General features: G+C 61.8%; 28 protein-coding genes. 12 read left to right on the top strand and 16 right to left on the bottom strand.

All coding sequences use genetic code 11. The features are described 5' to 3' along the window. Positions 1 to 5 precede the first annotated feature (5 nt). The 8 genes from D3877_RS10235 to D3877_RS10200 form a co-directional block, all read right to left on the bottom strand. A complete protein-coding gene (locus D3877_RS10235; RefSeq protein ID WP_119830481.1) occupies positions 6 to 818 on the bottom strand; it encodes a DUF3164 family protein in 813 nt (270 codons plus the stop codon). A 3-nt stretch (positions 819 to 821) separates the two neighbouring features. Continuing rightward, on the bottom strand, positions 822 to 1,007 hold the full coding sequence (locus tag D3877_RS10230; RefSeq protein WP_119830480.1) for a hypothetical protein: 186 nt from the start codon (positions 1,005 to 1,007) through the stop codon (positions 822 to 824). Next, on the bottom strand, positions 1,004 to 1,396 hold the full coding sequence (locus tag D3877_RS10225) for a hypothetical protein (RefSeq protein ID WP_119830479.1): 393 nt from the start codon (positions 1,394 to 1,396) through the stop codon (positions 1,004 to 1,006). Before D3877_RS10225 ends, D3877_RS10230 begins: the two co-directional genes overlap by 4 nt. Continuing rightward, a complete protein-coding gene (locus tag D3877_RS10220; RefSeq protein WP_147395147.1) occupies positions 1,393 to 1,710 on the bottom strand; it encodes a hypothetical protein in 318 nt (105 codons plus the stop codon). Before D3877_RS10220 ends, D3877_RS10225 begins: the two co-directional genes overlap by 4 nt. Further along, the gene (locus D3877_RS10215) at positions 1,697 to 2,317 is read right to left on the bottom strand and encodes a hypothetical protein (protein WP_119830477.1); all 621 of its coding nucleotides are present in this window, start codon (positions 2,315 to 2,317) and stop codon (positions 1,697 to 1,699) included. The genes D3877_RS10220 and D3877_RS10215 overlap by 14 nt, the downstream gene beginning before the upstream one ends. Position 2,318: 1 nt before the next feature. After that, positions 2,319 to 3,092 carry an AAA family ATPase gene (locus D3877_RS10210; RefSeq protein ID WP_119830476.1) on the bottom strand — a complete coding sequence of 258 codons (774 nt, stop codon included), beginning with the start codon at positions 3,090 to 3,092 and terminating at the stop codon, positions 2,319 to 2,321. 81 nt (positions 3,093 to 3,173) lie between these two features. Then, positions 3,174 to 5,198 carry a transposase domain-containing protein gene (locus tag D3877_RS10205; RefSeq protein WP_158599845.1) on the bottom strand — a complete coding sequence of 675 codons (2,025 nt, stop codon included), beginning with the start codon at positions 5,196 to 5,198 and terminating at the stop codon, positions 3,174 to 3,176. A 54-nt stretch (positions 5,199 to 5,252) separates the two neighbouring features. Beyond that, positions 5,253 to 5,708, bottom strand: a complete 456-nt coding sequence (locus tag D3877_RS10200) for a DNA transposition protein (RefSeq protein WP_119830474.1) — start codon at positions 5,706 to 5,708, stop codon at positions 5,253 to 5,255. Between the two features lie 108 nt (positions 5,709 to 5,816). Between D3877_RS10200 and D3877_RS10195 the strand changes: the two genes are divergently transcribed. Then, a complete protein-coding gene (locus D3877_RS10195) occupies positions 5,817 to 6,308 on the top strand; it encodes a hypothetical protein (RefSeq protein ID WP_147395146.1) in 492 nt (163 codons plus the stop codon). A 39-nt stretch (positions 6,309 to 6,347) separates the two neighbouring features. Here the strand turns inward: D3877_RS10195 and D3877_RS10190 are convergent, their stop codons facing one another. Beyond that, positions 6,348 to 7,175 (bottom strand): ParB/RepB/Spo0J family partition protein, encoded by an 828-nt coding sequence (locus tag D3877_RS10190; protein ID WP_158599843.1) that lies wholly within the window; start codon positions 7,173 to 7,175, stop codon positions 6,348 to 6,350. Between the two features lie 17 nt (positions 7,176 to 7,192). Continuing rightward, entirely contained in the window at positions 7,193 to 7,489 is a 297-nt protein-coding gene (locus D3877_RS10185) for a helix-turn-helix domain-containing protein (protein WP_119830471.1), read from the bottom strand. Between the two features lie 195 nt (positions 7,490 to 7,684). Here D3877_RS10185 and D3877_RS10180 point away from each other — a divergent pair, with 195 nt between their 5' ends. Next, positions 7,685 to 8,233, top strand: coding sequence for a helix-turn-helix domain-containing protein (locus tag D3877_RS10180; RefSeq protein ID WP_119830470.1), 549 nt, complete (start codon positions 7,685 to 7,687; stop codon positions 8,231 to 8,233). Between the two features lie 165 nt (positions 8,234 to 8,398). Here the strand turns inward: D3877_RS10180 and D3877_RS10175 are convergent, their stop codons facing one another. From D3877_RS10175 to D3877_RS10150, 5 genes are all read right to left on the bottom strand, one after another. Next, on the bottom strand, positions 8,399 to 8,677 hold the full coding sequence (locus D3877_RS10175) for a hypothetical protein (protein ID WP_147395144.1): 279 nt from the start codon (positions 8,675 to 8,677) through the stop codon (positions 8,399 to 8,401). 200 nt (positions 8,678 to 8,877) lie between these two features. Beyond that, the gene (locus tag D3877_RS10170; RefSeq protein ID WP_147395142.1) at positions 8,878 to 10,068 is read right to left on the bottom strand and encodes a tyrosine-type recombinase/integrase; all 1,191 of its coding nucleotides are present in this window, start codon (positions 10,066 to 10,068) and stop codon (positions 8,878 to 8,880) included. 262 nt (positions 10,069 to 10,330) lie between these two features. Further along, positions 10,331 to 10,576: a hypothetical protein gene (locus D3877_RS10160; protein WP_119830466.1), complete on the bottom strand. Its 246-nt coding sequence runs from the start codon at positions 10,574 to 10,576 to the stop codon at positions 10,331 to 10,333. Beyond that, positions 10,573 to 11,277, bottom strand: coding sequence for a DUF7168 domain-containing protein (locus tag D3877_RS10155; protein ID WP_119830465.1), 705 nt, complete (start codon positions 11,275 to 11,277; stop codon positions 10,573 to 10,575). Before D3877_RS10155 ends, D3877_RS10160 begins: the two co-directional genes overlap by 4 nt. Next, the gene (locus D3877_RS10150; protein ID WP_147395140.1) at positions 11,270 to 11,605 is read right to left on the bottom strand and encodes a hypothetical protein; all 336 of its coding nucleotides are present in this window, start codon (positions 11,603 to 11,605) and stop codon (positions 11,270 to 11,272) included. Before D3877_RS10150 ends, D3877_RS10155 begins: the two co-directional genes overlap by 8 nt. Before the next feature lie 225 nt (positions 11,606 to 11,830). Here D3877_RS10150 and D3877_RS29370 point away from each other — a divergent pair, with 225 nt between their 5' ends. After that, positions 11,831 to 12,883, top strand: a complete 1,053-nt coding sequence (locus tag D3877_RS29370) for a helix-turn-helix transcriptional regulator (protein WP_147395139.1) — start codon at positions 11,831 to 11,833, stop codon at positions 12,881 to 12,883. A gap of 9 nt (positions 12,884 to 12,892) precedes the next feature. Then, the gene (locus tag D3877_RS29365) at positions 12,893 to 13,333 is read left to right on the top strand and encodes a hypothetical protein (protein ID WP_147395138.1); all 441 of its coding nucleotides are present in this window, start codon (positions 12,893 to 12,895) and stop codon (positions 13,331 to 13,333) included. Between the two features lie 179 nt (positions 13,334 to 13,512). Here the strand turns inward: D3877_RS29365 and D3877_RS29360 are convergent, their stop codons facing one another. Then, positions 13,513 to 14,013 (bottom strand): hypothetical protein, encoded by a 501-nt coding sequence (locus tag D3877_RS29360; protein ID WP_147395137.1) that lies wholly within the window; start codon positions 14,011 to 14,013, stop codon positions 13,513 to 13,515. A gap of 513 nt (positions 14,014 to 14,526) precedes the next feature. Here D3877_RS29360 and D3877_RS10135 point away from each other — a divergent pair. From D3877_RS10135 to D3877_RS10100, 8 genes are all read left to right on the top strand, one after another. Further along, on the top strand, positions 14,527 to 14,760 hold the full coding sequence (locus D3877_RS10135; protein ID WP_119830461.1) for a hypothetical protein: 234 nt from the start codon (positions 14,527 to 14,529) through the stop codon (positions 14,758 to 14,760). A gap of 475 nt (positions 14,761 to 15,235) precedes the next feature. Continuing rightward, positions 15,236 to 16,042 carry a hypothetical protein gene (locus D3877_RS10130; RefSeq protein ID WP_119830460.1) on the top strand — a complete coding sequence of 269 codons (807 nt, stop codon included), beginning with the start codon at positions 15,236 to 15,238 and terminating at the stop codon, positions 16,040 to 16,042. Between the two features lie 3 nt (positions 16,043 to 16,045). Beyond that, positions 16,046 to 16,297 (top strand): hypothetical protein, encoded by a 252-nt coding sequence (locus tag D3877_RS10125; protein WP_119830459.1) that lies wholly within the window; start codon positions 16,046 to 16,048, stop codon positions 16,295 to 16,297. Beyond that, positions 16,281 to 17,570 carry an AAA family ATPase gene (locus D3877_RS10120; RefSeq protein ID WP_199720735.1) on the top strand — a complete coding sequence of 430 codons (1,290 nt, stop codon included), beginning with the start codon at positions 16,281 to 16,283 and terminating at the stop codon, positions 17,568 to 17,570. The genes D3877_RS10125 and D3877_RS10120 overlap by 17 nt, the downstream gene beginning before the upstream one ends. Positions 17,571 to 17,573: 3 nt before the next feature. Beyond that, positions 17,574 to 19,799, top strand: coding sequence for a S8 family peptidase (locus D3877_RS10115; RefSeq protein WP_119830912.1), 2,226 nt, complete (start codon positions 17,574 to 17,576; stop codon positions 19,797 to 19,799). A 365-nt stretch (positions 19,800 to 20,164) separates the two neighbouring features. Continuing rightward, positions 20,165 to 20,950: a hypothetical protein gene (locus D3877_RS10110; protein WP_119830457.1), complete on the top strand. Its 786-nt coding sequence runs from the start codon at positions 20,165 to 20,167 to the stop codon at positions 20,948 to 20,950. Positions 20,951 to 21,074: 124 nt separating this feature from the next. After that, positions 21,075 to 21,695 carry a ParA family protein gene (locus D3877_RS10105; protein ID WP_119830456.1) on the top strand — a complete coding sequence of 207 codons (621 nt, stop codon included), beginning with the start codon at positions 21,075 to 21,077 and terminating at the stop codon, positions 21,693 to 21,695. A gap of 1 nt (position 21,696) precedes the next feature. Continuing rightward, entirely contained in the window at positions 21,697 to 22,467 is a 771-nt protein-coding gene (locus tag D3877_RS10100) for a DUF3102 domain-containing protein (protein WP_119830455.1), read from the top strand. Positions 22,468 to 22,958 lie beyond the last annotated feature (491 nt).

The raw sequence follows: 22,958 nt of genomic DNA, 5'->3' as shown, positions 1-22,958 counted from the left end.
GCACCTCACACGCTGGCCAGATCGAGCGGGATTTGGACGTATTTGCCGTCCGGCGCGCGCTGGTAGACCCTCAGGTATTGGGCCTTGCCCGCCACCTCCAACGCGTCATCAATCGCGGCCATGGCCGCGTTCCACAGCGGATGGTTGATGACCAGACGCTTGAGCCGCACCAACTCGGCGACACGGACCCCGTCCTGATCGCCCAACCCGAACGCCGCGTTGATGAGGGCGCGGACTTCGTCCCCCGCGTCGGCGGCGGCCAACCATTCGTTCAGCGCCGTCTTGGCCGTCACGATGTTGGCGTTCACGGCCAGACGCTCCTGAACGGCGATCTGGACCTTGAAGGCTCGGTCGTAACTGACGAAGGAGACGTTTCCGGCCCTGCCGCCCGCTTTGACGCCATGAGCCGACGCCAGGGTGTCGATCAGCGCCTGCGCTTCGGCGAACGAGAGCGCTTTGAGCCGCGCCAGGGTCATGGACGTCGACAGGGCGGCGGTGGCGACGGTGCGGACGAAGTCATCCTCCAAAAAGCGATGGGGCTTGACCATGCTCTCCAGCGTCAAATTCTCGTCTTCGTCGCGCCAGTACACCTTGCTATTCAACACCTCCACGCTGGCCTTGGCGGCGGGCAACCCGACCAGCGCCGCAAAGGCGGCGTCGGTGGCGGCGATCTCCTGCTCGGACAGCATGCCCGCAAGGGGGGCGTGGCGGCGGACGATGCTCAACATCGCGTGCAGGTGCTTGGCCAGCGTCGGCGCGCCCGACGGCAGCGGGATGAGCGGTGCCTGGAACGGAAAAACGGGTGATTGATCGGGCATGGCTTACCTCTTGGGGGAGTGGGTGACGGTCCCGCCGACGGCGAGACGCAAAGGGTTGAGCGCGACCGGCGGGGCCGCCGGACGGGTGAAGGTCGGGAAGCGGTCGGCGGGCGCCGGGTCCGGCGGGCGGCTGGGCGGCGACAGCCCGAACGCGCCGAACAGGGCGGCCTGGATGGTGTCGGCGCTCATGGGCCACCGACGATGCGGGTTGGCGACAGCGGCCCGGCGGGGCGGTGATGCCCCGTCAGGAACAGCACCGCGTCGGCCAACAGCCGCATTTGGCTGGTGACGCTGGCGTGGCTGGTGACGCCACCCGCCACCATCCGGGCGACGTGGATCGCCGCGTCAACCGACACCGGCGGTTCAACGCACAGCCAATGACCATCCGTCGCCGGTGCGATGGTGGCGGCGGACAGATCGCCCGTGGACTGATCGGCCAACAGGCAGGTGTAGCGTCCGTCGGAGTGGTTGCGGATCGTCACCACGCGACGCGTGACGACGTGTCCAGCGGCCTGTCCGTTGGTGGGGATGTCGATCTCCACCAACGCGTCGGGCTGTGGCAGGACGCGGGCGCTCATGCGGCTGACCCTCCGGTCGGATCGGTCGGTTGCGGCCAGCACGGGATACGATCCGCCATCTTGATTGGCCGGTCCTGACGCATGGCTGCGCGGCGGGCGGCCAAATCGGCGACGCCGCTCGGCAAGGCGCCTCCGGCGATGCGAACGGCGGGCGGGGAGGGCGTGCCCTCCATCCCCTCGGCCTGGACGATCAGGCCGTCGAGCGTCCGGAACAGGTCCGCCGTGCTGGCCGCGTTGAAGGAGAGGCGCCCTCCGAGCCGTTCGGCGTAGCATTCCAATGCGCCACGAAGGGATTTCAGATCACTGCTCAGCATGAAGCCCTCCCTGATCCCGCGTCTCCGGCGCCAAAGCCTTGCGGGTGTTGGGGTCCCAGACCCAATCGGTGCGCTGAACCTGCGGCGCCAGCGGGCCGGTGTTCATCGACGGTTTCAGCCGATAGCGGGCCTGCGCTCCCGCCTTGCCGACACCGAACCGGGCTTCGGCCACACACAGCAGATAACCGGCGCGCCAGAGATGCTTGACGTAGCTGGCGGCGGTTGTCGGTGTGACGCGGGCCGCGTCAGTGCTGGCGGCTGCGGCGAGTTCGCGGGGCGAGAACTCCCCCAGCATCTTCATGCTGCGCCACATCTGCTCCTGCCCAATGCCCGGTTCGGCTGCCGGTGTCCCATCGCGCCGGAGACGCGGCGCGTCGGGTTGGTCATTCACCAACTCGTAGACGGCGTTGTCGGAGCGGGTCACATAGCCAGCCAGCGTCAGGCGCCGCAGATAGTCGGCGACCGTGGTCGGGTGGGCCTGGACGCGCGAGACCAGCAAGGGGCGGTCGAAGCGGCGCAATTCGCGGATGACCGACCAGCATCCCTGCTCTCCGCAAGGTGTGCGCACCGCGATCTTCGCTGTGATGTGGACGGGCTTGCGCGGCATCTCACGCCCTCCGCGCCGGAGGCTCGCCGCTGAACAGCGGGCGGCTGCCCCAACGGGCGACGTCGATGGCGTCCAGCCCCTCCAGTTCGCAATACTCCCGCACGCGGTCCAGATTGACCGCGATGCGGCGTGGTCGGCCCCCGCTTTCCTTGACGATGCGGGTCAGCAGATCGGCGGCCACCGCGATGCCCGGCGCGAACACCCCGACCAGGATGCCGGCATCGCGCCCATCGCAGGGCTGCGCCGGGCACCAGTCGAGCACACGATTGTGGAAACGCTCGAACAGCTTCAGCTTGTGCGGCAGCATCTCCTCGCCGATCAGGATGATGGCGGCGCCGGATTGGTCGTGGATCTCGCGCACCAGATCAACGTACTTGCGCGTCACGACATGGTCGAATTCGTCGATGATTACGGGACGGCGGGAACCGCGCAGGGCGTCGATGATCCGTTCCGCCATGTCGGCGACGGTGCCGGTCGGCGGCAGGCCGAGCTGGGTCAGCAGCGCCCGGCAGAACTTCGCCTGCGTCCAGGTCGCGCCAACCTCGACATAGGTGGCGCGGAATCGGTTGGCGCCGTAGATGGCGGCGCGGGTCTTGCCGTAGCCGCTGGGGCCGTACCACACGGCCATGCCGGGCAGGCCGCGATGGCGGCCTGTGACGCGCTCCGCCAACTCGGCGAATAGCGACACGTTGGCGAGCGGCGCGGTGACGAGCGGTTGTTCCGTCGCGTCGGCGGCAGTGGCGTCGGACTTGACGGGGAAGGGGGCGACGGTCATATCGTCCATCCTGTTGGTGTGTGTTTCAGGTTGCGGCCCCGGTCCTCGGCAAAGGATCGGGGCCGCGTCGTTGCTGGCCGATCAGGCGGTCGCTTGTGCGTCGGTCGAGAAGTCCTCGGCCAGCCGCTTGAACGCCTTCCATTCCGGCTGGCGGCTGTAGCGGGTGAACCACGCCGCCTCGGCTTCGACCGCCGTCCCGGCGGTGATCGCCGCCTCGATCCGGGCGGCCTTTTCCAAGCGCAGGGTCTTTTCATCCTTCGCGGGCGTTGCGTCGGGCCGACGGAACTCAGTGACGAGCGCTTCGCGGCGTTCCTCTTGCACGACGGTCAGATCGGGCTTTGGGGTCTGCTTCAGATCCAGCACCGGGCGCGGCAACTGCACCACCTTGGCCTCCGGCGGGGCGGCGGGGCCAAGATTGAGCGGCACCAGAGACGCCACCTGCGCCGCCGACATGCGGCGTTCGGCGTCGAGCATCGCCTTGTTGGCGTTCAGCCAGCGGCGGCGCTGACGGGCGTGTTCGCGGGCGGCGTCGGCGCTGTCGAAACCGGCGGCCTCAAGCACCGGCGCATGGCCAAGATAGACGCCGTCCAGCCGGTAGACATGCACGCCGTCGTGCAGGAACTCCGGATCGAAGCGCGCGGCGACCGTTTCGCCCATGTGCAGATGCAGGAAATCCGCCCAATAGCGGTTGCCGAACAGCTTGAGCGCCCCGTCGCGGTTGCTGACGGTGACGCCCTCGGCGGCCAGCAACCACAGCCGACGCTGTTCCTCGGTCGCGCGGGTGACGACGGCGTCCTTGTGGCTGTCGAGGAAGGTGTCGCGGAAGGAACGGCCACGACAATTTCGAGCGATGCGCCCGATCCGGTCGTTGTGCTGGTTGATTTCCGAGGCCAGAACCTTCAGGAAATCTTCCAACTTGATGGCGCGGCTTCGGTAATTCTCCGGCTTGTTGACCGGGCTGTTGCCGGTGTAGGCGCCCTCGAACGCCGGATGGCGGGAGATGTCGCTGGCGAAGTCCCGGAAGGCGCGTTCAATTGGTTTGGACTGTCCCGAATAGGGGGTGGTCCAATGGATTTCGACGCCGAGCTGCGTCAGGATGCCGACCGGCTCCTCCTCCCTCACCTTGAAGCGGTAGCGGTTCGGAATGCCGCCGGTCAGCCACTTGCTGGCAAAGTCGCGACCATTGTCGAGCCAGCACTTTTTCGGAATGCCGTAGTCTTCGATCAAGTCGCCAATCGCCAGCCGCACCGACCAACTGTTCGCCGTCTGATCGACCCGCCACGCCAGGATCATGCCGGAATAGAGATCCTGAAACGCCACCATGTTGGGGCGGGCCACCGTGCCGTCCGGCCATTCGACCCAAAGATCCCAGCGGTGGCCGTCGCCGTTGATCGCCTCCAGCGCCGTGAAGTGCGAACGGTCGCGCTCCTGGGCCGGGAACATCTGCTTGACCTTTTCCGCCCCCTCGCGCGCCATCACGATCACCGCCGGATGCACCGTGGCCGTAAGGCGGCGCAACAGGGTCCGCTCGGACGGGACGCTCCACCCCTGCTCCTTCGCCGCGCGGACCATCCGTTCGTAGCAGTCGCTGAACGGCGGGGCGGCGGCGCGCAGATAGTCGGATTTCAGCATGTCCCACGCGGCGGGATCGCACTCGACCGTCGCCGTCCGACCGGCATGGTGCGGGGCGAGGCAGGGCAGCCAATCGGCGCGGTCATGCCCGGCGACCAGCTTCAGCCAGTTGTAGATCGTGCTGGGACCGACATTGTGATGCTGCGCCACCGTCATGACGGCGACGTCCTTGGTGACGCCGTTGCGGTGCAGGGCGACGATGGCGTCCAGGATTTCCGCACGCATGCGGGCCTTGGCCTTCTTGGCGTCGGGCAGGCCATCGTACCAGCGCCACAGCTCGGTCCGGTTCGCGGGGGGCGCGGCGGTCTCAGCGGATTGCCGGGACTTCTTCTCCAGGAGCGTCAGCTTGACCTGCGCCGCCGTGGGCAGGGACGACATGTGGTATTCCAGGCCGCCGCCTTGCTCTTCGCGGGGGCGAGACCTCCATTTTCCAGTCGTGGCCCGAAGAATGACTCCCGCTTTGCTCGTCGGCATAGCGGGCAACTTCAAGTCGGCCCATTCAGCAGCGGAGCGCCATTCCTTCATAGCTCAAGCTCCCTTCCACTTGCGCCGCGCAAACTGGCGGCGCTGGGTCAATTCGGCGATTTTGTCGTCGAGCAAGGCGTCTTCGATGGCGGGCAGATAACGGGCGTCGATCACCGCCAACCCGAACGGTTCGGCCAGCATCTGCAAAAGCCGCCGGTCGCCGGTGGCGTGCATCAGGGCGATAAAGCGCACGACGTTGATGACGTGCTCCTCCCGCGCCTCGCTGGCGTAGGCGTCCAGCATGGCTTTCGAGCACGGCTCGCCCAAATACTCGCCGATGGCGACGGCGATCTCCTCGCGGTCCTGCTCGCACTCCTTCAAGGCGAGCGAGATCGCCTTGGCGAAGGCGGCGCGCAAGGACGCCGCCCGCACCTTCTCGGCGGGAAACGCCCGCACCGGCTCCGGCGGCTGCCAGGAGAGAAGGTCGAGCGTGCCGTTGTCGCGCTGCCGGGGCGCCATCACGCGCCCCAGGTCGCTGAAAATCGACCGACCGCACCCGTGGGGCGAGTGACGGTCGGTCGATCCTCCCCTACCATCGGAGCTGCAACACAACCGATGGGGGATCGGGTGAAAAAGGGCTTTTCGGCTTTAATGGTGTTTCTGGAAGAGAGGACTGGTTTGCCTGAAAACTCATGGATCCCCATGGCATTGACAGCATGGGATCTGTTGGGAGCCTTGTGGCCAATGAACGACGTTTTCCGGCCTAAGCTGATAAGAATAAGGGCTCTTCGGTACCACGCGCGCTTTGAAGCAGAGGCGGATGAGGCGGTCATTGCCTTTTCCAGATCTCCGGTGCCATCGACGTGGGACAGCATCAGCAGTGGAGCGTGGCGAGTGTTGCTTGAGCGGCACTTACAGATGGTGACGGTATGCACCGCGAATGCGACGGCCAGCGAGAAATCCATCTGGATCATTCCTCAAGAACTGCCTGAAGGCGACCGCACAGCCGCCGCAGTGCTGGAGTGGTGGCTTGAAATGAAGCTCCCGTGGAAGCCGCGCGATCCAGGACAGATCGAGCTTCCTGAAGCCACCCATCCGGGGCCGATCTGGCCTCAGTGAAGGCTTCGGTATGCCTGTCGTTGATGAGGGAGGCGAACCTCATGCTGCGACCTCCGAATCATCGGCGTCGAACTGATCCAGCGCGCCGTCCTTCCGCAGGAACTCCACGAACGCCCGCCGCTCGCCCGTCCCGGCGTGGCGCCACGCGGTCAACAACTTGGCGTAGCCGTCCGCCACCTTGGCCGGACGGTTCGTCAGCGCCGCCATGGCCTCGCGCACCGACTTCGCCTTGGGTTCGTCCCCCAGCAACATCCCCAACACCGCCCGCTGTTCGGCTGGCCCCAGCTTGGCGAGCGCCAGCAGTTCGGCCTGCGTCTTGGCGATGGCGGTTCCGGCGACCGACACCTTGACGTCTGGGGCAAGGCCGGTGGCGATCTTCACCGCCAACTGGATGGTGCGGTCGGTCAGGCCGATGCGCGCGGCGGTGTCCTTTGAGAACGAAATCGTTTCGTTCTCATTCCGCTTGCCGCCGACGCCGCCTTGCGCGCCGTTCTTCGTCTCCGGGTTCAGCCGCTCGTAGATGCTCTTGCGCTCGAACAGGAAGGTCGCGCGGTCCAGCGGGTTCAACTCATGCCGGACAAGGTTCTCGTCGATTTCGGCCAACCGGGCTTCGTCCTCGGTCGCCTCGAACACGAAGGCGGGGATGGTGGGCCAATCCAGCTTGGTGCAGGCGGCCAACCGATGGGCGCCAGCGATCAGGCGGAACCCGCCGCCCTTCACCGTCCGCACCTCGACCGGCTGCCGCAGGCGCCCGGCCTCCTGGATGTTCTCCGCCAACAGCGTGGCGTAGCCGTCATCGACGGGGCGCAGCCGGAAGCTGATGTCGATGTCGGAAATCGGGATGTCCTGCAACCCGAGGGATTTCATGCCAGAGGTTTTCATGTTCACGCGGCTCTCTGCTTTTGACGGTGCGAAAGGCGCGGCGGGTCCGTATAGTTTTTCACGGGTTGAGGCTTCAGGCGTTTGCCGCCGACGCCGAACCGCGAGGGCCAAAGCTCGCGCGGCGAGCACGACAGCATCTCCGCGATGGCGAGTTCGCCATCGATGTGCGGTTGCCGTGCCGCCTTGCGCGCCGTGCCGTCCTTCAGGCCATAGGCCCGATCGACGTCGGCGAAGGTCAGGCCCTTGCTGTTCAGTCGGAACCGGATTTCAGCCGGAACCATGTCGGCGGTGCGCGCCATGCCTCTCCCCCTGTCAAACCGGCCCCGCCAGGCCGGTCATTTCGTGGTGCGTTTTGGACTAACGGGGAAATTATGGGCACTATAAGGAACCATGGCAAGCCAAAAGATCACTTTACGGTTCTTTTTGGCGTGAAGACGGCACGCCTTGTAAATTTCCCTGTGAAATCAAGTCTCTATAGAACCGTAAAGTGACCAATGGATAACGATCATCGCTTTACGGATCTTGGCTCGAACCGGAAAGCTTTCGGCGACCGCCTCCGACTGGCTATGAAGGGGCGTTTGACGCAGGAGGAGTTGGCGAAGGCGACGGGTGCCTCCCTGTCTGGTGTAAAAAAGTGGCTGTCTGGTGCGTCCGACCCTGGCTGGTCCGGAATAGTCGCTGCCGCTCAGGTCTGCGGCATCTCACTCGACTGGTTGGCGACCGGAAACGGCTCGATGCGGCCCGGCGACGCCGCTGCTGCGTCAACTGCGCCGACCGCCACAGCCGAGACGTTTGCGCCCGCAACTGACGCCCGGTTGATGGGGCGGCTAACCGAGAAGATTTTGTTGATCTACAAGGAGATGGGCGTCTCGATAGCCATCCATCAAGCAACGGAGCGGGCGGCGAAGGAGCATGATCGGATCGTCGCCACAGTGACCGATCCCGACGACCGCTTGACCGAGGTCGGCGAAGTCACCGCCGCCCTTCGCCAGGAACTCCGCGCCGCCGCCGCCGATCCCGCATCGAGCAAACGCCGGGCTTGAGGCTCATAAACAACCCCAGCCTACGCAATGATCGTACAAATGTATTTACGAGAAATGAATCAGCCCTATACGCGTTTTGGATGCATAATCGGGTATGCAGTCCGCAGCCTGACAACGACAACGAGCCGAATGACAGCCGTTGTCGCTGCCGTCTTGCTTGAAAATCTATTGATATGGCAATGGCTGGATGAGAACCGCGCAAGAAACCTCTCTGAACACGGCCAGACCTGTTGTCATCTCACTGCATCGAACAAAATCTGTCCCTTTTTGCAGGAAGTAGTTGAAATCTGATACGTTATCCCTGTTTGTGATGGCTTTTATCTCATACCCATCGTTGATGTAGTCCTTCAGGGATCGGCCCTCTTGGTGCTGGTACTGGCGCATTTTGGTCAGCTCTGCGGAGGCTTCGGCGGAAACCGCCAGAAGCAACGGAAGGATCAGCATCCACGGTCGCATCGCACTCACCTTTCATGGGTTGAACGACCGCATCATAACTCGCCCCCTAGGCCGCAGTCTCGACCCAACAAAAAAGGCGGCGCCTCTCCCGGCCCGCCACCTTCGCATGCTCCAATTTCAACTGTCCGCCCTCCCGATTTCGCGCCCTACTCCAAAATCAAAATTTCCAGCCGCTTCGTGGGCACCCCTCAGGAAAACGCCCGATTTTCAACGCGTCCCACGACATCCCCGCAGATCCCACCCAATCCCACCTCTCTCCAAGTCCAAGTGACTGGGTACAGCCGGAACGCTTCGACCTTGGAAATCGCATTCCTGGCTTGGTCGCTGTCGGGTCGCCAATAGTGCTTCAGGATGTGATGCACGGACACCAGCGTGTGGCCGGTGATGCTGGCTATTTCCGGAATCGAGCACCCGGCCGACGCGAGGCGGCACACGCAGGTGGCCCGCAGGGACCGGAATTCGATCTGGGGGAAGCCAGCGGCGTCAGCGATCTCGCGGAAGGTCCGGCTGAATGTCTGCTGGCGCCACTGCCGCCGGGTCGTTTCGGAGGCCACGAGGAGGAGGTTGTCCTTCGAGAGGCTGGCGAGCCGATCAAGGAGGAGCTTGGTTGCCGGCACCGTCACATACGCCTTGGTCTTGTTCTGGACGCGGCGGAGGGTGACGCCGTCCCATTCCCGGCCACGGCGCATGTCGAGGACGTCGGCTTGCCGTTGGCCGGATTCGGAGGCCAGCATCACGGCGGTGCCGACGCTGGCGCGGGCCATCTCGTCGGCCTTGGCGACGACGGCGGCGATCTCCTCGTCGGACCAGATATGGACATCCGGATCCGGCGCCTCCAGGTCGAGGTCCTTCCACACGTTGACGGACACCACACCCAGTCGGCGACCGAAATTCCAGAGGACCGATCCGAAGGCGGCGGCACGAATCCGGTAGGTCGGTCGGTCCTCGAACTGGTCGAGGAACTTCAAAGCCGACGGGACCGTCATCTGCCCGACTTGCGGGTGGTTCTTCTCCTTTGACCACGCAATCATCATCCGCGCGATCAGGTCGTACTGGTAGCGCGTCTGTTCGGCGCGGTTCCGGTACTTGTCCGAGTGCTGGTATTCGGAAATCAGCCACGGCAAAGTGCCCTGGATCGGGCCTGCGGCCACCTGCGCGCGCGCCCGGTTCAGCATCTCGTTCAGCTCGCGTCCACGTCTGATGGCCTCGGCTGGCTCCTCGATGGCGACGCCTTGGCTGTCCTTCAGCCGCATGGCGCCCGATGGCCAGCCCTCGGGCTGAAGGCGCTTCGGGACCTGGAAATAGAAGGCCAAGCGGTCGCCGCGACGCTTGGCTATGACGTAGCGCGGTAGATCAACCTCAATCTTGCCCACGGTCACGCCCACGGATCAACCGTCGGCTCGTGCGCCGACGACTCCGAGCTTGCCACGATGCCGCTGTTCTTGTCTTGCGCCCTGTCGATCAGTCGGCGATCCCATGTGACTCGGCTGCCGCGCCGCTCTGGCGTTGGCCAGCGGCCCGTCGAAACCTCGCGGTCGAACTGCACTGGCGAGACGCCGACATAGCGTGCGGCCTGATCGCGGCTGAGCATGCGTGGCCAGTTTGGAAGCCCAACGAGATCCGAAACCTTAGCTGCCACAGTCAGGCCCCCTCGCGCGCCAGCTCGGCGCAGTCGCGATGCATGCGGGCTGTTTCGAGCAAACGGACACGCAGCATGGGCAACAGAGTCTGTGCGGCCGCGCGCTCGGCCTTCTCGGCGTCCTCTTTGTGCCATTGCGCGAGGCCGGACTCCTCGCCCGCTGGCGAGGCCGTCGCCGGAGGCTCTGGGGGCCGGTCCAGGAAGATGGCCGTCGAATCGGTCGCAGGTGTGGATTTGATCGCGATCATCCTCTGGATCCTCCAATCAAGCCGGCAATCGCCGGCTGTGCCGCGACCGGCGTGCTGATCGCCACGTCGGCAGCCGCCTGCCGCCCTCGACGCCGGGCGCCGTCAACCTGCGCGTCGGAGATCGAGGCGATCTTGATGTCGGCCAACTGGCCATAACGGTTGGCGATCCACCGACGGGCTTCCGCCAATTTCGGCTCGGCGATCCGTTGATCGGCCATGGCGTCGAGCCGGGTGCGCAGGGATTGGGCCATGGCCTCGACAAAGGCCGACGCGGCGACGCGTCGGCGGGCTGGCTTCCGACGGCGGTATTCCGCCAGCGTCTTGAATTCTGCCAGAGCTTTGTCGATGTGCCGCTTCAGGACCGCGTGCAGCCACTCGGCCAGCATCACATCGGCGGCGCGACCGATGTAGGCGATTTCTATGCCGCGCGCCTCAGGGCAAAAAATGGCCGACACATGACAGAAGCGGCCAATCGCCGACCACAGCTTGTCGATTGGACGGGTGCGCACCCGACCGACGAAGACCCGCGCCTCAATGACTGGCTCGCCACTCTCGGGCAGACCATGCTGGTCAACCAGCCGACGGGCCATGGCGGCGGCGGTCATCGCCTCGGCCTCGCTGGCGCCGGCCTCTATGGTGATGGCGCGCAGCTTGCGCAGCAGCGCTGCGGCGCGCTGACGGTCGGAAGCGGTCTCAGCCATGGTTGCCCACCTCCATCGGCGCAACGGCATCACTGGCCTGCTTGCGGGCGTACCGACGTTGGTCCGCCCGCCGCCGCCGCCGCCGCTCACTCTCCTCGCTCGCTCCCAACCCCAGCGGAACCGTCGGTTTGGCGTTGGTCCGCATGCCCGTGATCCCAGCGTCGTCGCGCGCGGCGATCAGAAGATCGCGCCGCTTGGCGATGCCGATCGCGCCCATGGCGAATTGCGCCTCAATGGACGCACGCCGCTGGTTGAAGAGGCTGAGTCGGTGGGACGGCGTGCTGCCGTTGGGGGAATGATGCCAATCCGTCTCGTCGCGCCTATCCATTTTGCTCGCCCTTCATCAGGAGAAGAGGCATGCTCGCGCTACAGCGCAAATTTATCAAGGCTCATGTTTGCGCTATAGCGCAATTTTTATCCTGATAACGCCTGGAAAACCAAAGCCAGGCCCCAGAAAACGACATTCTCACACCGTATACCAAAATTTTGGTACTGGTCACATTCCATACGTGGTAGCGTAACATTAAATTTGTCTTAGTTCCGGTTGTGATAAATGGACAATCTGCCCTTACCTTCTGATTTGAATTTGGATGCAATTCTCTTTATCCGCGCCTCACAGCCGTTGGGAGGAGCGGTTTTGGTGTATAGCCCGACAGACCAAATTATCTGGGCAAACGGTTCTCAAAGACGAATTGCCCCTGTCTCTGACTACACCTCAGAGACACATGAATCGCTGTTCTGGAAGCTCCTTGAAGCTGGCCTGATTGGAAACAGGGTTGCCGTCGCCAATCCCGCCGATTGGATATCCAACGTCCGAATTGCGCGAAGACTTAACACAGGACTGGATTGGATCAGTGAATATCCATCTGGAAGGATGTCTGTTTCTCATCGTCTATACGGAGATGGGACGTGCGTCCAATCGCGAGTCTGTATTCAGACATCTGGTGTTGAGAATTACATCAATACAAAGATTCGTGGAAATTCTTTTGAGGAAATGTTAACCGTCAATGATTTTTTGAATAATATGCATTGTTCATTAAATTTATTGGATTTAGCTGTGGGCATTTTTGATGTCAATATGAATAGATTTCATTTAAATGATAGCTTCATCGATTTGATATCATCTGAAACATCCATGATGTTCGATGATTTTGGAAGAATTAGAGCCACAGACCCGGATGACTGCGCCAAATTGGACTGCGCCGTATCGAGCGCAGCCACTCTCCAGGACTTCTATAAAGTATTGCCACTGTCATACAGTGGTGGCGTTCATTTTGCTTCAATCTCCAGCGGACAATCACTTGGAACAGCAATTATTGTGATCTCTCGATTTGGAGAAGACGATGCTGCGATCGCGTCTGCGCTGGAGCGAGCGCTCGGCTTGCACCCGGCTGAAGCCCGCGTCGCAGCTCTCATTGGCTCCGGGCTTGGGCCAGGTGAGATCGCCCGGCGTCGGTCAACCAGCGAGGCGACGGTCTATACGCAGATCAGGAACATCAAAGACAAGCTGCGAGGAACCAAGTTTGCTGCCGGAGATTTAACCAGCTTGGCTGCGTTGGTCTTCAAAATTTCGGCGATAACACGCGCGAAGATGCGCAAATCATAGGAGAGCATATTGGAAAAGGCTAAGAATGTCATCGATGTTGACTTCACAAAGCATGAAAATGCCATGGTGAAGCGCTTCAATCATCCAGAGGAATTACGGGATACCGGCTTCCGTCACCTTAAAGCAATCTTGAGCGATGCGCAGAAGCACCAGCCTTGCCGCTATTATGCTCTGCCCTATGCGGCGGATCAGGCCATGCATGTCCTTCTTCTCGACAATCTTTTCGTGCATCGCATCAGCGAGCAGCTTTTTGGTGACGATCATTTGATTGCGCACGACCCCTTTCCGCCGGAAGGGCCTCAGCGCGTGACGGCCTGGGACAACACGCGGGCCGCGCTTGCTGCGGCTGGAATCGAGATGCCAACCTATGATGAGGCTGTGAGCGCCAAGGACGCAGGGCCGTTTACGCCCGAAGGCTGCTGGCTCTGGGTTGAGCCATTGGCCGCATAAGCTGTTCACCCGACCGACGCGTATCGGTCGGGTGAATTTGATTTCGCAAGCAGAGGTAAGTGCAGTGACATCTGGGACCAGCCGGGCGGCCAATCGAAGAAAGAAAATTATTGAGCTGCTGTCACGTCTCACTGATGCCGATCTTGAAAAAGTTGAAAGAATTGCTTTTTGGCGTTTTTCTAAGACTTCCCGAGGGCTTGAACTCGCCCCTGGAGGACAACCTCGAAAGCTTCTTGCTCATGATCGGGAAGATGAGAAATAAGGAGCGCGATACGCTCTATGCGTTGAGTTGCCTCGCTTTTTTCGTCAAAAGCTTCCTCATTCAACAACTCATGAATTGTTACATCGCGGCTTAAAAGAATGCTGGCCCCACGAGCAAGTTTCTCGTAGGTGTCAGCAAGCATGTTTTTATCCTTCTTGCGTCGGATAAATTCATTGAGAGTATTGTATCCCACCTTCGAGGCTTCAGCCCATTGGCGGATACTCTTCAAGGCGTGCCGGTTCGTTTCCCAAAATTGGATCAGGGCTGAACGGCGACGCTCTCTTTCGACATCTATTGTAGCCATATCTCCATTGTGCGGATTTTGCGCTAGAACGCGATTGCGCTGTAGCGTGATTATGGCGCTTGACAAGTTTGCGCTATAGCGCAAATTAGAACCATGATCGACCAAGCCGTTCACCGCATTCGCTCCTATTTCCTGTCTTCTGGCCTAAACCGCCATCAGGCAGCGAAGGCGGCTGGGATCAGCTGGTACGCCGTCAACGAAGTCCTATCGCCGTCTGGAAATCCAAAGCTCCAGACGCTGGAGGCCATGGATCGCCTGGTCCCAAATGATTTTGTGGCTCCAACGCCAGCCCCTCATCCAGGGTTGTTGACCGGGGAACAATCGCTCGCTTTGCGTGACGCAGCAACAGCCAAGCAAAGGGAGAAAGCTGGTGATTGCTGACGGCGAATCAGAGATGACCGCCGCTCGCCGGTCAATTGGGGATGGCCTCATGTCTGACCGACGCCATCAGGAGCGTTCCCCGGCAGTCAAGAGCGGCGCCGCTGAACTGATTCGGCGCAATCTGGTCAAGCATGCCAGAGGTTATTCATCGGAAGGCTGCGGCATCCGGGTGTGGTGGTCTTACCATCCGATTTCTCATGCACAAACGGCCCCCCTGTTCACGTTTCCGCGAAGGAAGGCAACGCGATGCTGACCCGCGCGCAACAGGCCGCGCTCGCCGCCTGGGAAACCTTTGCCGCGTCCGCGCCATCCACCGTTCCGAAGGTCGAGCGGCTGACCCAGACGCTCTATGGCGTCGCCGATCTGGCCGAGTTGGCCGACGATGAGGCGGACGCGTTCGCCGCGTTCCTGCGGCGCGCGGCGGGCTACCAGCGCGTGATCGCGCGGGCTGTGCCGACGCCAACCCAGGGCCGGGCATGACGGGGCGTCGCCCCATCCCCCACCATTTCCAACCAGATCCCAGATCTATCTTGCTGATGCCGCGACATTTTCAAACGCCGTGGGCGCGCGGCCCGCCGTCGCGCCTATTTCCGGGCCTTCAGCCGCCCCAATCGACATCGAGGCCCACGCCGCTTTCGACCGCCACAGCGGTCGGGAGCGATGCGCGTCTGTGAAACAACGCCGCCCGTCGCGGCGGTGAACCCTGGAGCTTTGCCGTGATGCCGCGCGCCCCACCCTGATTGGGACGGCCCTGCACAGGCCGCCCCCCTTCCAGACGCCCCCAGGATGTCCATGACCCGTTGATCGACAACGGGACAGCCCTGCGCGCGCTCTGAAGGATACCGCAAAAAGGAATTAATTCCGCTGTTTTCTTGCAGCCACGGAATCGTGCGCCCGCAGGAAACGGCCTTGCCACCGGCTGGCCAAAGGCTGCCGGGGACAGGACAGGTGCGCCATGACCGCAAAACTCTGTGACTTTCGGGAAATCGTGGGCCGCTTCCGTGACGCCGTGCTTTCCAGTTCCGCGCTGAAGCCACGCGACAAGGTGGTCGCCCTGGTCATGCTGGGCCGTGTGAACCGCGAGATGTGGCGCGGCCTGGGCGATCTGCTGACCTGGGCCAGCGTCGAAACCGTGGCTCAGGACTCGGCCTTGTCCACCCGCGACGTGGAGCGGGCGCGCGCCGCCCTGCTGGCCAGCGGCGTGATCGAGCGGGATCGTCCGGGCGGACGAGGGCAGGCGACGCGGATGCGCTTTCGCCTGGATTGGCTGGAGCGGGAGGAGGCGCTGGACGCTGGTCCGGGCGATGCTTTCGCCGACACCGGCGTCGCCGACCGGGGAGTCGGGGAAAGCCCGGATTTGGCGACAGACCCTTCGGCTTTGGGCGACAAAACGCGGGATTTTTGCCCGACGCCGGAGTCGCCCAAACCCTGTGATATAACCCGTGAACCCACGCGCGCCCTTGCGCGTGAGCGCGTGAGCGCCGGACAGCCCGACGAGACCGAGCGCGATCTGCACGGCCTGATCGCGCAGCGGATCGGCGGCCACCGACACGGCCAGTGGTTCCGTGATTGCCGGGTGTCGGTCACAGGCAACCAGCTTCTGCTCATCGCCGCCCCCAGCCGCTTCGTCGCCGATCAGATTCGCCAGCGGTTTTCCGACGATTTGGCCAAGCTGCCACGGATCCGCAACGTCGAGGTTCGAGTCGAAACCCGGTTGTCCGGCCAAGCCTCCCTGTGGTCCCACCCCGAAACGAGGGCCTGACCGATGCCCCTAAGCCCTGATGATATTTGGGAAAACGGCGTCTATCGCTTCCCCGACAGCATCCGCCGGGTTTTGCGATGCGACCGGGTGTTCGTGCTGTGGGATTTCCTGCGCCCGTCCTGCGCGCCGCCGGGCCATGTCGGCCAGACCCCCGGCTACACCTTCAGCAGCGAGGTGAAGCGATTCGCGGCCCAGGCGCTGGGCGAGATGCGGTTGACGACGCCGGTGGACCGGCGCGATGAGGGCGGGCCGTGAGGGGCGCGGCGCAGCTTGGGCTGGATCTGGACGTGCCGCCGCGCACCGCGCGGCATCGCCCGGTGAAATGGACGACATACCAAAACATGTTGCGAATTTTAGTCCATCCCGCCATACTCATTTCGTTCCTGTTTTCCTCATATGCCGGTGTGAAGTGGACTTCCAAAAGGAAATTTCGTCTGATTTCGTCCGCCTTTCCCGCTTGGCGCTCTCAGGGCGCCAGCAGGATGTGCAACTCTTCATCCATCGTGCTGCAAAGAAGTACGGGCAACAGGTTCCTGAACTCGGGGATGGCTTAACATCGCTGTTGCGCGAGGCGCCGACGAGGTCCTCCCCTCTCCGTCGGCAGGCAGAGCAACCTCTCCCAGTCGATGTGGACTCTCGACTGGAGCTTCTCCGAGTAGAGACGGTCACAGGCATTGATCATCCGCCGGTTCTTGCCCCTCAGATCAAGGAGCGATTGAGCCAATTAATGCTTGAGCGTCTCAATTCCGACCGCCTTGCCGCTGTGGGGCTCAACCCAACACGTACCGTGCTTTTCACAGGCCCTCCGGGTGTGGGAAAAACGCTATCAGCCCGCTGGCTTGCTCATGAAATGGGGCGGCCGCTGCTTGTTCTTGATCTGGCCGCTGTAATGAGTAGTTACCTGGGGCGCACAGGGAACAACATCCGCAACGTTCTTGATTATGCAAAGAAAATAGATTGCGTTCTTCTTTTGGATGAACTGGATGCAATTGCAAAAAGACGGGATGATGGAAGTGAAATTGGAGAGCTAAAGCGTCTTGTAACTGTTCTTCTTCAAGAAATTGATGACTGGCCGCCAACAGGTTTGCTAATTGCAGCAACAAATCATGCTGGATTGCTAGATCCTGCCGTTTGGCGTCGATTTGAAATTGTGGTTGATTTTCCGATGCCAGATATATCTGGTCTTCAGGCTCTTCTCGACGCCCTATTAACTGAGCACGTTGAAAAGTCAAATCATTGGGTGCGAGCGATGTCTATAGTTTTCCATGGGCTGTCTTTCAGTGACGTAGAGAGACGGGTAAATGCGGCCAGAAGGGCAGCAGCGCTAAGTGAGCAACCTCTATCAATTCATCTGCAACAAATTCTCCGAGAACGAATAATGGAAATCGACAAACCTAATAGACTGGCAATTGCTTCAGAAATGGTTCTTGGAGATATCTTATCACAACGGCAAGTGTCTGAGCTTACGGGGATCAGCAGAGATACCATCAGGAACGCATGCAGAACGCATGATAAATTTGAGGATTAAAACATGTCGAACAAGAGAAACTTTCTGCTGGGCAAGGGTGAGCGATTAACGGAGCCAGTAATCGTTCGCACAGGAAATCCTGATAAACAGGCCCCATACACGTTCTTTCAAGCGCAGTCGCGCCTTACGCCAATGTTATCGGCAGCGGTTAGGAGCCTTGATGCGCTACCAGAGAAAGCTTGTCCGCATGATCATGCTGTTATGCGGATGACCTTGCATCCAGAATACATTGCGAAATCTTATTTTCCCGGCAAGCTCTTGACAGCGGTCGGCCTTCGAGCCGTTGGAAGTCGTCCTCGTAGAATACTCCCAGCAGCGCGCAGCAAGGGCCGGGAACCGGAGGAAGCTCTTACGACGGAGCTCTTCGTCGCGGGATCTCGACGAGCGTTTCGTGACTGGTCGACGTCAATCCCGGATTGGTGGGCTGGATCGTCGGGAGCTGACGAACTAACCGCCATCGAACAGTTGTCGGCACCAGAACCTGCCGAAAAACTGAAGAGTATTACATCGGAATCGGAAGAAATTGTCTTTGAAGTGGCCCTGCATGGTGGCGGATCAATGGTCGATTCTTTCGTCCTAGAGGGTTTTGTTGATTACGTTCACGGGTTAGGATTTAAGCCAGACCTTGATCATAGAATCACATCGTCGGGCGTGAGCTTTGTCCCTGTCAGCGCTTCTCGCAAGCAAGCAGAATATCTAGCAGCCTATAGCTTTGTTCGGGCGGTTAGAGAAATGCCAAAGCTTCGGCTGTTACGACCACCTTTCCGTTCGTCGTCAATCCCATCTACGCCGTCAATTGCATTGCCCAAAGGACCGCCTATTGATCCTTCTATCAAGGCGGCCATCTTTGATGGTGGACTGCCTCATGATCATCCAGTTTCTGCTTGGGCAACAGCTATCGAACCGAGTGGCATTGGTCCAGCTGAAGACGACTATCTTGAGCACGGGCTTAATGTGACATCGGCAGCTCTTTTCGGCCATATTACGCCTGGACTTCCTTTACCCCTTCCGTATGCACGAGTTGATCACTACAGAGTTCTTGACGGAGATCTGAACCAAAATCCGTTGGAGCTTTATGAAACATTGCAGCGTATTCAAGATGCACTCGCAAGTAAGCGTTATGATTTTATCAACTTTAGTATCGGCCCAGAGTTGCCAGTCGAGGATGATGAGATCCACGCGTGGACAGCAGTTCTTGATGAATACCTATCAGATGGTGAAACCCTGGCGACTATCGCGGTAGGAAATGGAGGAGAGCGCGACGCGGATAACGGTTACAACCGCATTCAAGTTCCAGCTGATTGTGTCAATGCATTATCAATTGGCGCTGCTGATTCTCGCAGTTCTGCATGGAAAAGGGCACCCTACAGTTCAATAGGTCCAGGAAGAAGCCCTGGTCGAGTCAAGCCCTCGCTCGTCAGCTTCGGTGGTTCTATAGCCGAGCCCTATCTGGTGCTGGGGCCTGGCTCAGTCCCAACACTCATGCCGACCGGTGGGACAAGCTTTGCCGCTCCAGACACAATGCGCATGGGGATGGGCATCAGGGCTCACTTTGGCGATTCTCTCCGAGGGTTGGCGATCAATGCACTGCTTGTTCATACGAGCACCCCGAGCGGCTATCCACGTACGGAAGTTGGCTGGGGACGCGTAGCTCGGGATCTTGAGGAAATTGTTGTGTGCGCTCCCGGCGTGGTTCGGGTTGTTTACCAGGGTGAAATAAGCGCATCCAAATACATCAGAGCTCAAATTCCTGTCCCAGCCGATCAATTAAGTGGAATGGTTGAGATATCAGCAACGATTTGCTACGCATCCACTGTAGATCCACATCACCCAAGCAACTATACAAGAGCAGGACTTGAGGTATTATTCCGACCAAATAAAGATAAGATTGATGGGGAATCCATACACCCTAAAACAACAAGCTTCTTTAAGCAGGGCAAGCTCTATGCCACTGAGGATGAACTACGTCGCGACGCACACAAGTGGGATAACTGTTTGCATCATACCCAGTCATTCCGAGGAAAGAGCTTGAAAGATCCTGTTTTTGATATCCACTATAACGCTCGAGCAGGCGGACAAGATTTTAGGCCCGCCGAAAAGCTGAGGTATGCACTTATCGTAACTGTAAAAGCTCCACGAGTGCCAGACATCTACGATCAGGTGGTGCGCCGTTACAGAACTACACTTGAGCAACTTGCGCCGGTTATTGATATTCCTGTTCGTCTTTGAAAGCGCTTTTCTCGTGTAAATACTGCAGCAGGAGATTTGGAACGGTTTGCCGGAATTTCCGCGCACCGTTCGCGGAAAATGCAACACTGCGCCCCTTGACGCGGCCCACCCAACGGAGCGACTCTTCCCCCCGGAGCCTGACAACTCCATGACAAGGCGGCAAGCCGCCCGCGCGTTTTTTCGCGATGCGGCTATTTTCATGCCCGGATTCTGTCCGGCGCATGCCCCTATGCCGGGGGACGGATGAATGCAACACCCGCAAGGGAAATAGTCCGGCCTGTCCTTGTCAGGTTGTCAGCCCCCGGCGCCAGGGTCGTCGTGACAAGCGGCCCTCCGCCGGCAATGCCGACAAGGGGGCTATCGCCATGAACAGCATGGGCGACAACGGGCAAGCTTTGCCCGGATTATCACAGTCCGACATCGACACCACCATCAACGGCGAGCCGCGCATTCTGGATCTGCGCTTGGCCGAAGCGCTGGGTTTCAAGCGTTCCGCTGATATCCGCCCGCTGATTGAGCGCCACCGAGAGGCGCTGGAGCGGCTTGGCGGAATTTTCCGCACCGTGCGGAAAAATCCCGGACGCGGGCGCCCCGCCGCCGAATTCTGGCTGACGAAGAAACAGGCGATCTACATCGCGACCAAGGCCGAGACGGAACGGGCGACCGAGATCACGATCCAGATCGTCGAGGTGTTCGACACCGTGACCAGCGGTCGGGCGTCGCCGCCGCCCGTCCCGGCGCTGACCAAGGCCGACCTGGATCGGATCGACGAGCGCGCCCGCATGGCCGCCGCGCTGGAGGAAACGCGGGTCCGCAACACGCTGACCGGCGCCGCCCTCGACGCGCTGCGGCGGGGCCAGCCGATCCAACCCGTCATCCAAGGGGGGCGGCGCCGTCCCCAACTGACGGCGCGGCCGCAAATCCGGTCGAGACTCTCCCCGCCGACCTGGGCGCCCGGCTTTCTGGCTCTGCCGGTGGACGTCCAGATCGCGTTGGAACGGGCGACGGAGTTGATGGTCGAGATCAACCGGGTGATGGCGGAATTGTGGGACGTCACCGGCAAGGCGGATGTGCGCGACCAGATCGGCGAAATCCTGTCGGTCAAGACCACGCAATGGCGCGCGGGCGCTCCGCACTTCACGTCCCACTGATTCCAGCCTTTGGAGCGCGAGAGATGCCATTCGATGGATCAATGGGCCGGACGCGCGACGGCGCGCGCCCGGTGGGGGCGGGGAATCGTTCCCCGGTGAACGGTTTCCGGCGGGGGGCGCGGCGATGAAAACCATCCTGGTGGTTCAGGGCAAGGGCGGCGGGCCGAAAACGGCGACGGCGCGGAATCTGGCGGTGGCGGCGGCGGTGGCAGGGCTGCGGGTGGGAACTCTGGACACGGATCCGCAAGGGTCGCTGACCTTCTGGCATGGCCAGCGGCCCGGCGACGCGGTGGTGATCGCGCATGAACACCGATTGTTGTCGGCGATCGACCGCGCCCCGACGCCCGACGGGCTGGATCTGCTGGTGATCGACACGCCGACGGCGATTGAGGTCTTCCCCGGCCCGACGGCGATCCTGTTCGACTCCGCCGATCTGGTGCTGGCCCCCGTGCGCCCCGGCCCGGAGGATCTGGTCAGCATGGACGCGATGCTCCCCTATCTGCGCGCCCGGCGTCGCCCGATTCGGTTGCTGTTGAGCCAGATCCAGCCGCGCCTGCGCGAGACCGTGGACGCGCGGGAGATCGTGGGGAGGATGGGGACTCTGGCCCCGGTCATGATCCCCCAGCTTCAGGAGGTGCCGCGCAGCTTCACCGCCGGGCTGGGAACGGCGGAGATCGCCGGAACCCGCACCGGCCCCTTGTTCCGCGACCTGTGGGCCTATTTGGCCGAAGAGATGGGGATCTGACATGACCAACGCCCGCCGTTTGGGGAACACCCGGCTTTCGATGCTGAACGCGCCGCGCGCGCTGACCAGCCGCGCGGAGTTCGTGGCCGACATCCGCCGCGAATGGACCAACGCCCTGGAATCCACCGTGCAGGTGGGCCGACGGCTGAACGAGGCGAAAGCCGCTCTGCCCCACGGCGAGTATGAGGCGATGGTGCAGGCCGACCTGCCGTTCGGCCCGTCCACCGCGCGCAAGCTGCGCGAGGTGGCGGAATTCGTCGATGCGGGGAAGGTGCCGCTGGACCAGTTGCCGGAGGCCTACAGCACGCTCTACGTCATAGCCACCCTGCCTGAGGAGGTGCGCGAGGAGGCGGTCGCGCAGGGCGTGATCCGCCCCGACGTGACCCGCGCGGAGGTGGAGGCGTTCAAGGCGCCCAAGCCTGAACCGGCTGCCGGGCCGCGTCCGGCCGATCTGTTTTCCGGGGCCGAACCGCCGCCCCAGCGGCCAACCGGCGCCGCGATCTGGCCGAACGCGGACGGTCCCGCCCTGCCGCCGCCGCTCATCGACGCCGAGTCGCCGCCGCCGCCCAGCGTGGAGCCGCCCAAGCCGGTTGGCGTCCAGGCGGCGATCAACCGCCCCTGGTCCAACGCCGCCAGCGATCCGGGGGCCATCCTGGTCGATTGGGGAACCGGCACGGCGCTGACGCTGCTGGTGGTGGTGCCCCATGATCCCGCCGCCGCCGACATCGTTCGTCACGTCATCGCCCTGCACAACGCCTCGCTGGGGGCATGAGCCGGGCGCGCAATCGCGGCGGGGTGTCGCGATCACCCCATCGCCACGCGAACGATGGTCTTTCCGGCCGCCGGTGGCCCCTTCTCCGCGTTGCGCGACCGTATCAGAGGGCGACAGTTGCCCAGCCGGCGCAGCGCTGACTCGCCGCGTCGGTCCGACTGGCCCAGGTGCAAGGACCGGAAAGATTGGTTGCGTTCTTTCACAGAAATACACGCGAGTCCACGCCGCGTTGACGGGACGCCCTTGACCCTGCCGCCCAGCGGAGCCATTCTTCGCCCCGGAGCTTAGAAACCTCCTTACAGGCGGCAGGCCGTCCGCGCGTTTTTCGCGATGCGGCCATTTTCGTGCCCGGAGTCCGTCCGGTGCATACCCCTTTGCCGGGGGTCGGATAATACAAGACCCGCAAGGGGAATAGTCCGGCCTGACCTGTGACAGGTTTCTAGCCCCCGGCGCCAGGGTTGTCCTAGAAAGCAGCCCTCCGTCGGCAATGC

The sequence above is a fragment of the Azospirillum cavernae genome (assembly GCF_003590795.1).
In the GTDB taxonomy this organism is placed as follows: Bacteria; Pseudomonadota; Alphaproteobacteria; order Azospirillales; family Azospirillaceae; genus Azospirillum; species Azospirillum cavernae.
This window is presented reverse-complemented; position numbering and strand designations above follow the sequence as displayed.

Bases quoted from the DNA above. Each gene is read 5' to 3' on its own strand.
- D3877_RS10235 (WP_119830481.1), bottom strand. From the start codon at position 818: ATGCCCGATCAATCACCCGTTTTTCCGTTCCAGGCACCGCTCATCCCG.
- D3877_RS10230 (WP_119830480.1), bottom strand. From the start codon at position 1,007: ATGAGCGCCGACACCATCCAGGCCGCCCTGTTCGGCGCGTTCGGGCTG.
- D3877_RS10225 (WP_119830479.1), bottom strand. From the start codon at position 1,396: ATGAGCGCCCGCGTCCTGCCACAGCCCGACGCGTTGGTGGAGATCGAC.
- D3877_RS10220 (WP_147395147.1), bottom strand. From the start codon at position 1,710: ATGCTGAGCAGTGATCTGAAATCCCTTCGTGGCGCATTGGAATGCTAC.
- D3877_RS10215 (WP_119830477.1), bottom strand. From the start codon at position 2,317: ATGCCGCGCAAGCCCGTCCACATCACAGCGAAGATCGCGGTGCGCACA.
- D3877_RS10210 (WP_119830476.1), bottom strand. From the start codon at position 3,092: ATGACCGTCGCCCCCTTCCCCGTCAAGTCCGACGCCACTGCCGCCGAC.
- D3877_RS10205 (WP_158599845.1), bottom strand. From the start codon at position 5,198: ATGCCGACGAGCAAAGCGGGAGTCATTCTTCGGGCCACGACTGGAAAA.
- D3877_RS10200 (WP_119830474.1), bottom strand. From the start codon at position 5,708: ATGGCGCCCCGGCAGCGCGACAACGGCACGCTCGACCTTCTCTCCTGG.
- D3877_RS10190 (WP_158599843.1), bottom strand. From the start codon at position 7,175: ATGAAATCCCTCGGGTTGCAGGACATCCCGATTTCCGACATCGACATC.
- D3877_RS10185 (WP_119830471.1), bottom strand. From the start codon at position 7,489: ATGGCGCGCACCGCCGACATGGTTCCGGCTGAAATCCGGTTCCGACTG.
- D3877_RS10180 (WP_119830470.1), top strand. From the start codon at position 7,685: ATGGATAACGATCATCGCTTTACGGATCTTGGCTCGAACCGGAAAGCT.
- D3877_RS10175 (WP_147395144.1), bottom strand. From the start codon at position 8,677: ATGCTGATCCTTCCGTTGCTTCTGGCGGTTTCCGCCGAAGCCTCCGCA.
- D3877_RS10160 (WP_119830466.1), bottom strand. From the start codon at position 10,576: ATGATCGCGATCAAATCCACACCTGCGACCGATTCGACGGCCATCTTC.
- D3877_RS10155 (WP_119830465.1), bottom strand. From the start codon at position 11,277: ATGGCTGAGACCGCTTCCGACCGTCAGCGCGCCGCAGCGCTGCTGCGC.
- D3877_RS10150 (WP_147395140.1), bottom strand. From the start codon at position 11,605: ATGGATAGGCGCGACGAGACGGATTGGCATCATTCCCCCAACGGCAGC.
- D3877_RS29370 (WP_147395139.1), top strand. From the start codon at position 11,831: ATGGACAATCTGCCCTTACCTTCTGATTTGAATTTGGATGCAATTCTC.
- D3877_RS10135 (WP_119830461.1), top strand. From the start codon at position 14,527: ATGCTGACCCGCGCGCAACAGGCCGCGCTCGCCGCCTGGGAAACCTTT.
- D3877_RS10130 (WP_119830460.1), top strand. From the start codon at position 15,236: ATGACCGCAAAACTCTGTGACTTTCGGGAAATCGTGGGCCGCTTCCGT.
- D3877_RS10125 (WP_119830459.1), top strand. From the start codon at position 16,046: ATGCCCCTAAGCCCTGATGATATTTGGGAAAACGGCGTCTATCGCTTC.
- D3877_RS10120 (WP_199720735.1), top strand. From the start codon at position 16,281: ATGAGGGCGGGCCGTGAGGGGCGCGGCGCAGCTTGGGCTGGATCTGGA.
- D3877_RS10115 (WP_119830912.1), top strand. From the start codon at position 17,574: ATGTCGAACAAGAGAAACTTTCTGCTGGGCAAGGGTGAGCGATTAACG.
- D3877_RS10110 (WP_119830457.1), top strand. From the start codon at position 20,165: ATGAACAGCATGGGCGACAACGGGCAAGCTTTGCCCGGATTATCACAG.
- D3877_RS10105 (WP_119830456.1), top strand. From the start codon at position 21,075: ATGAAAACCATCCTGGTGGTTCAGGGCAAGGGCGGCGGGCCGAAAACG.
- D3877_RS10100 (WP_119830455.1), top strand. From the start codon at position 21,697: ATGACCAACGCCCGCCGTTTGGGGAACACCCGGCTTTCGATGCTGAAC.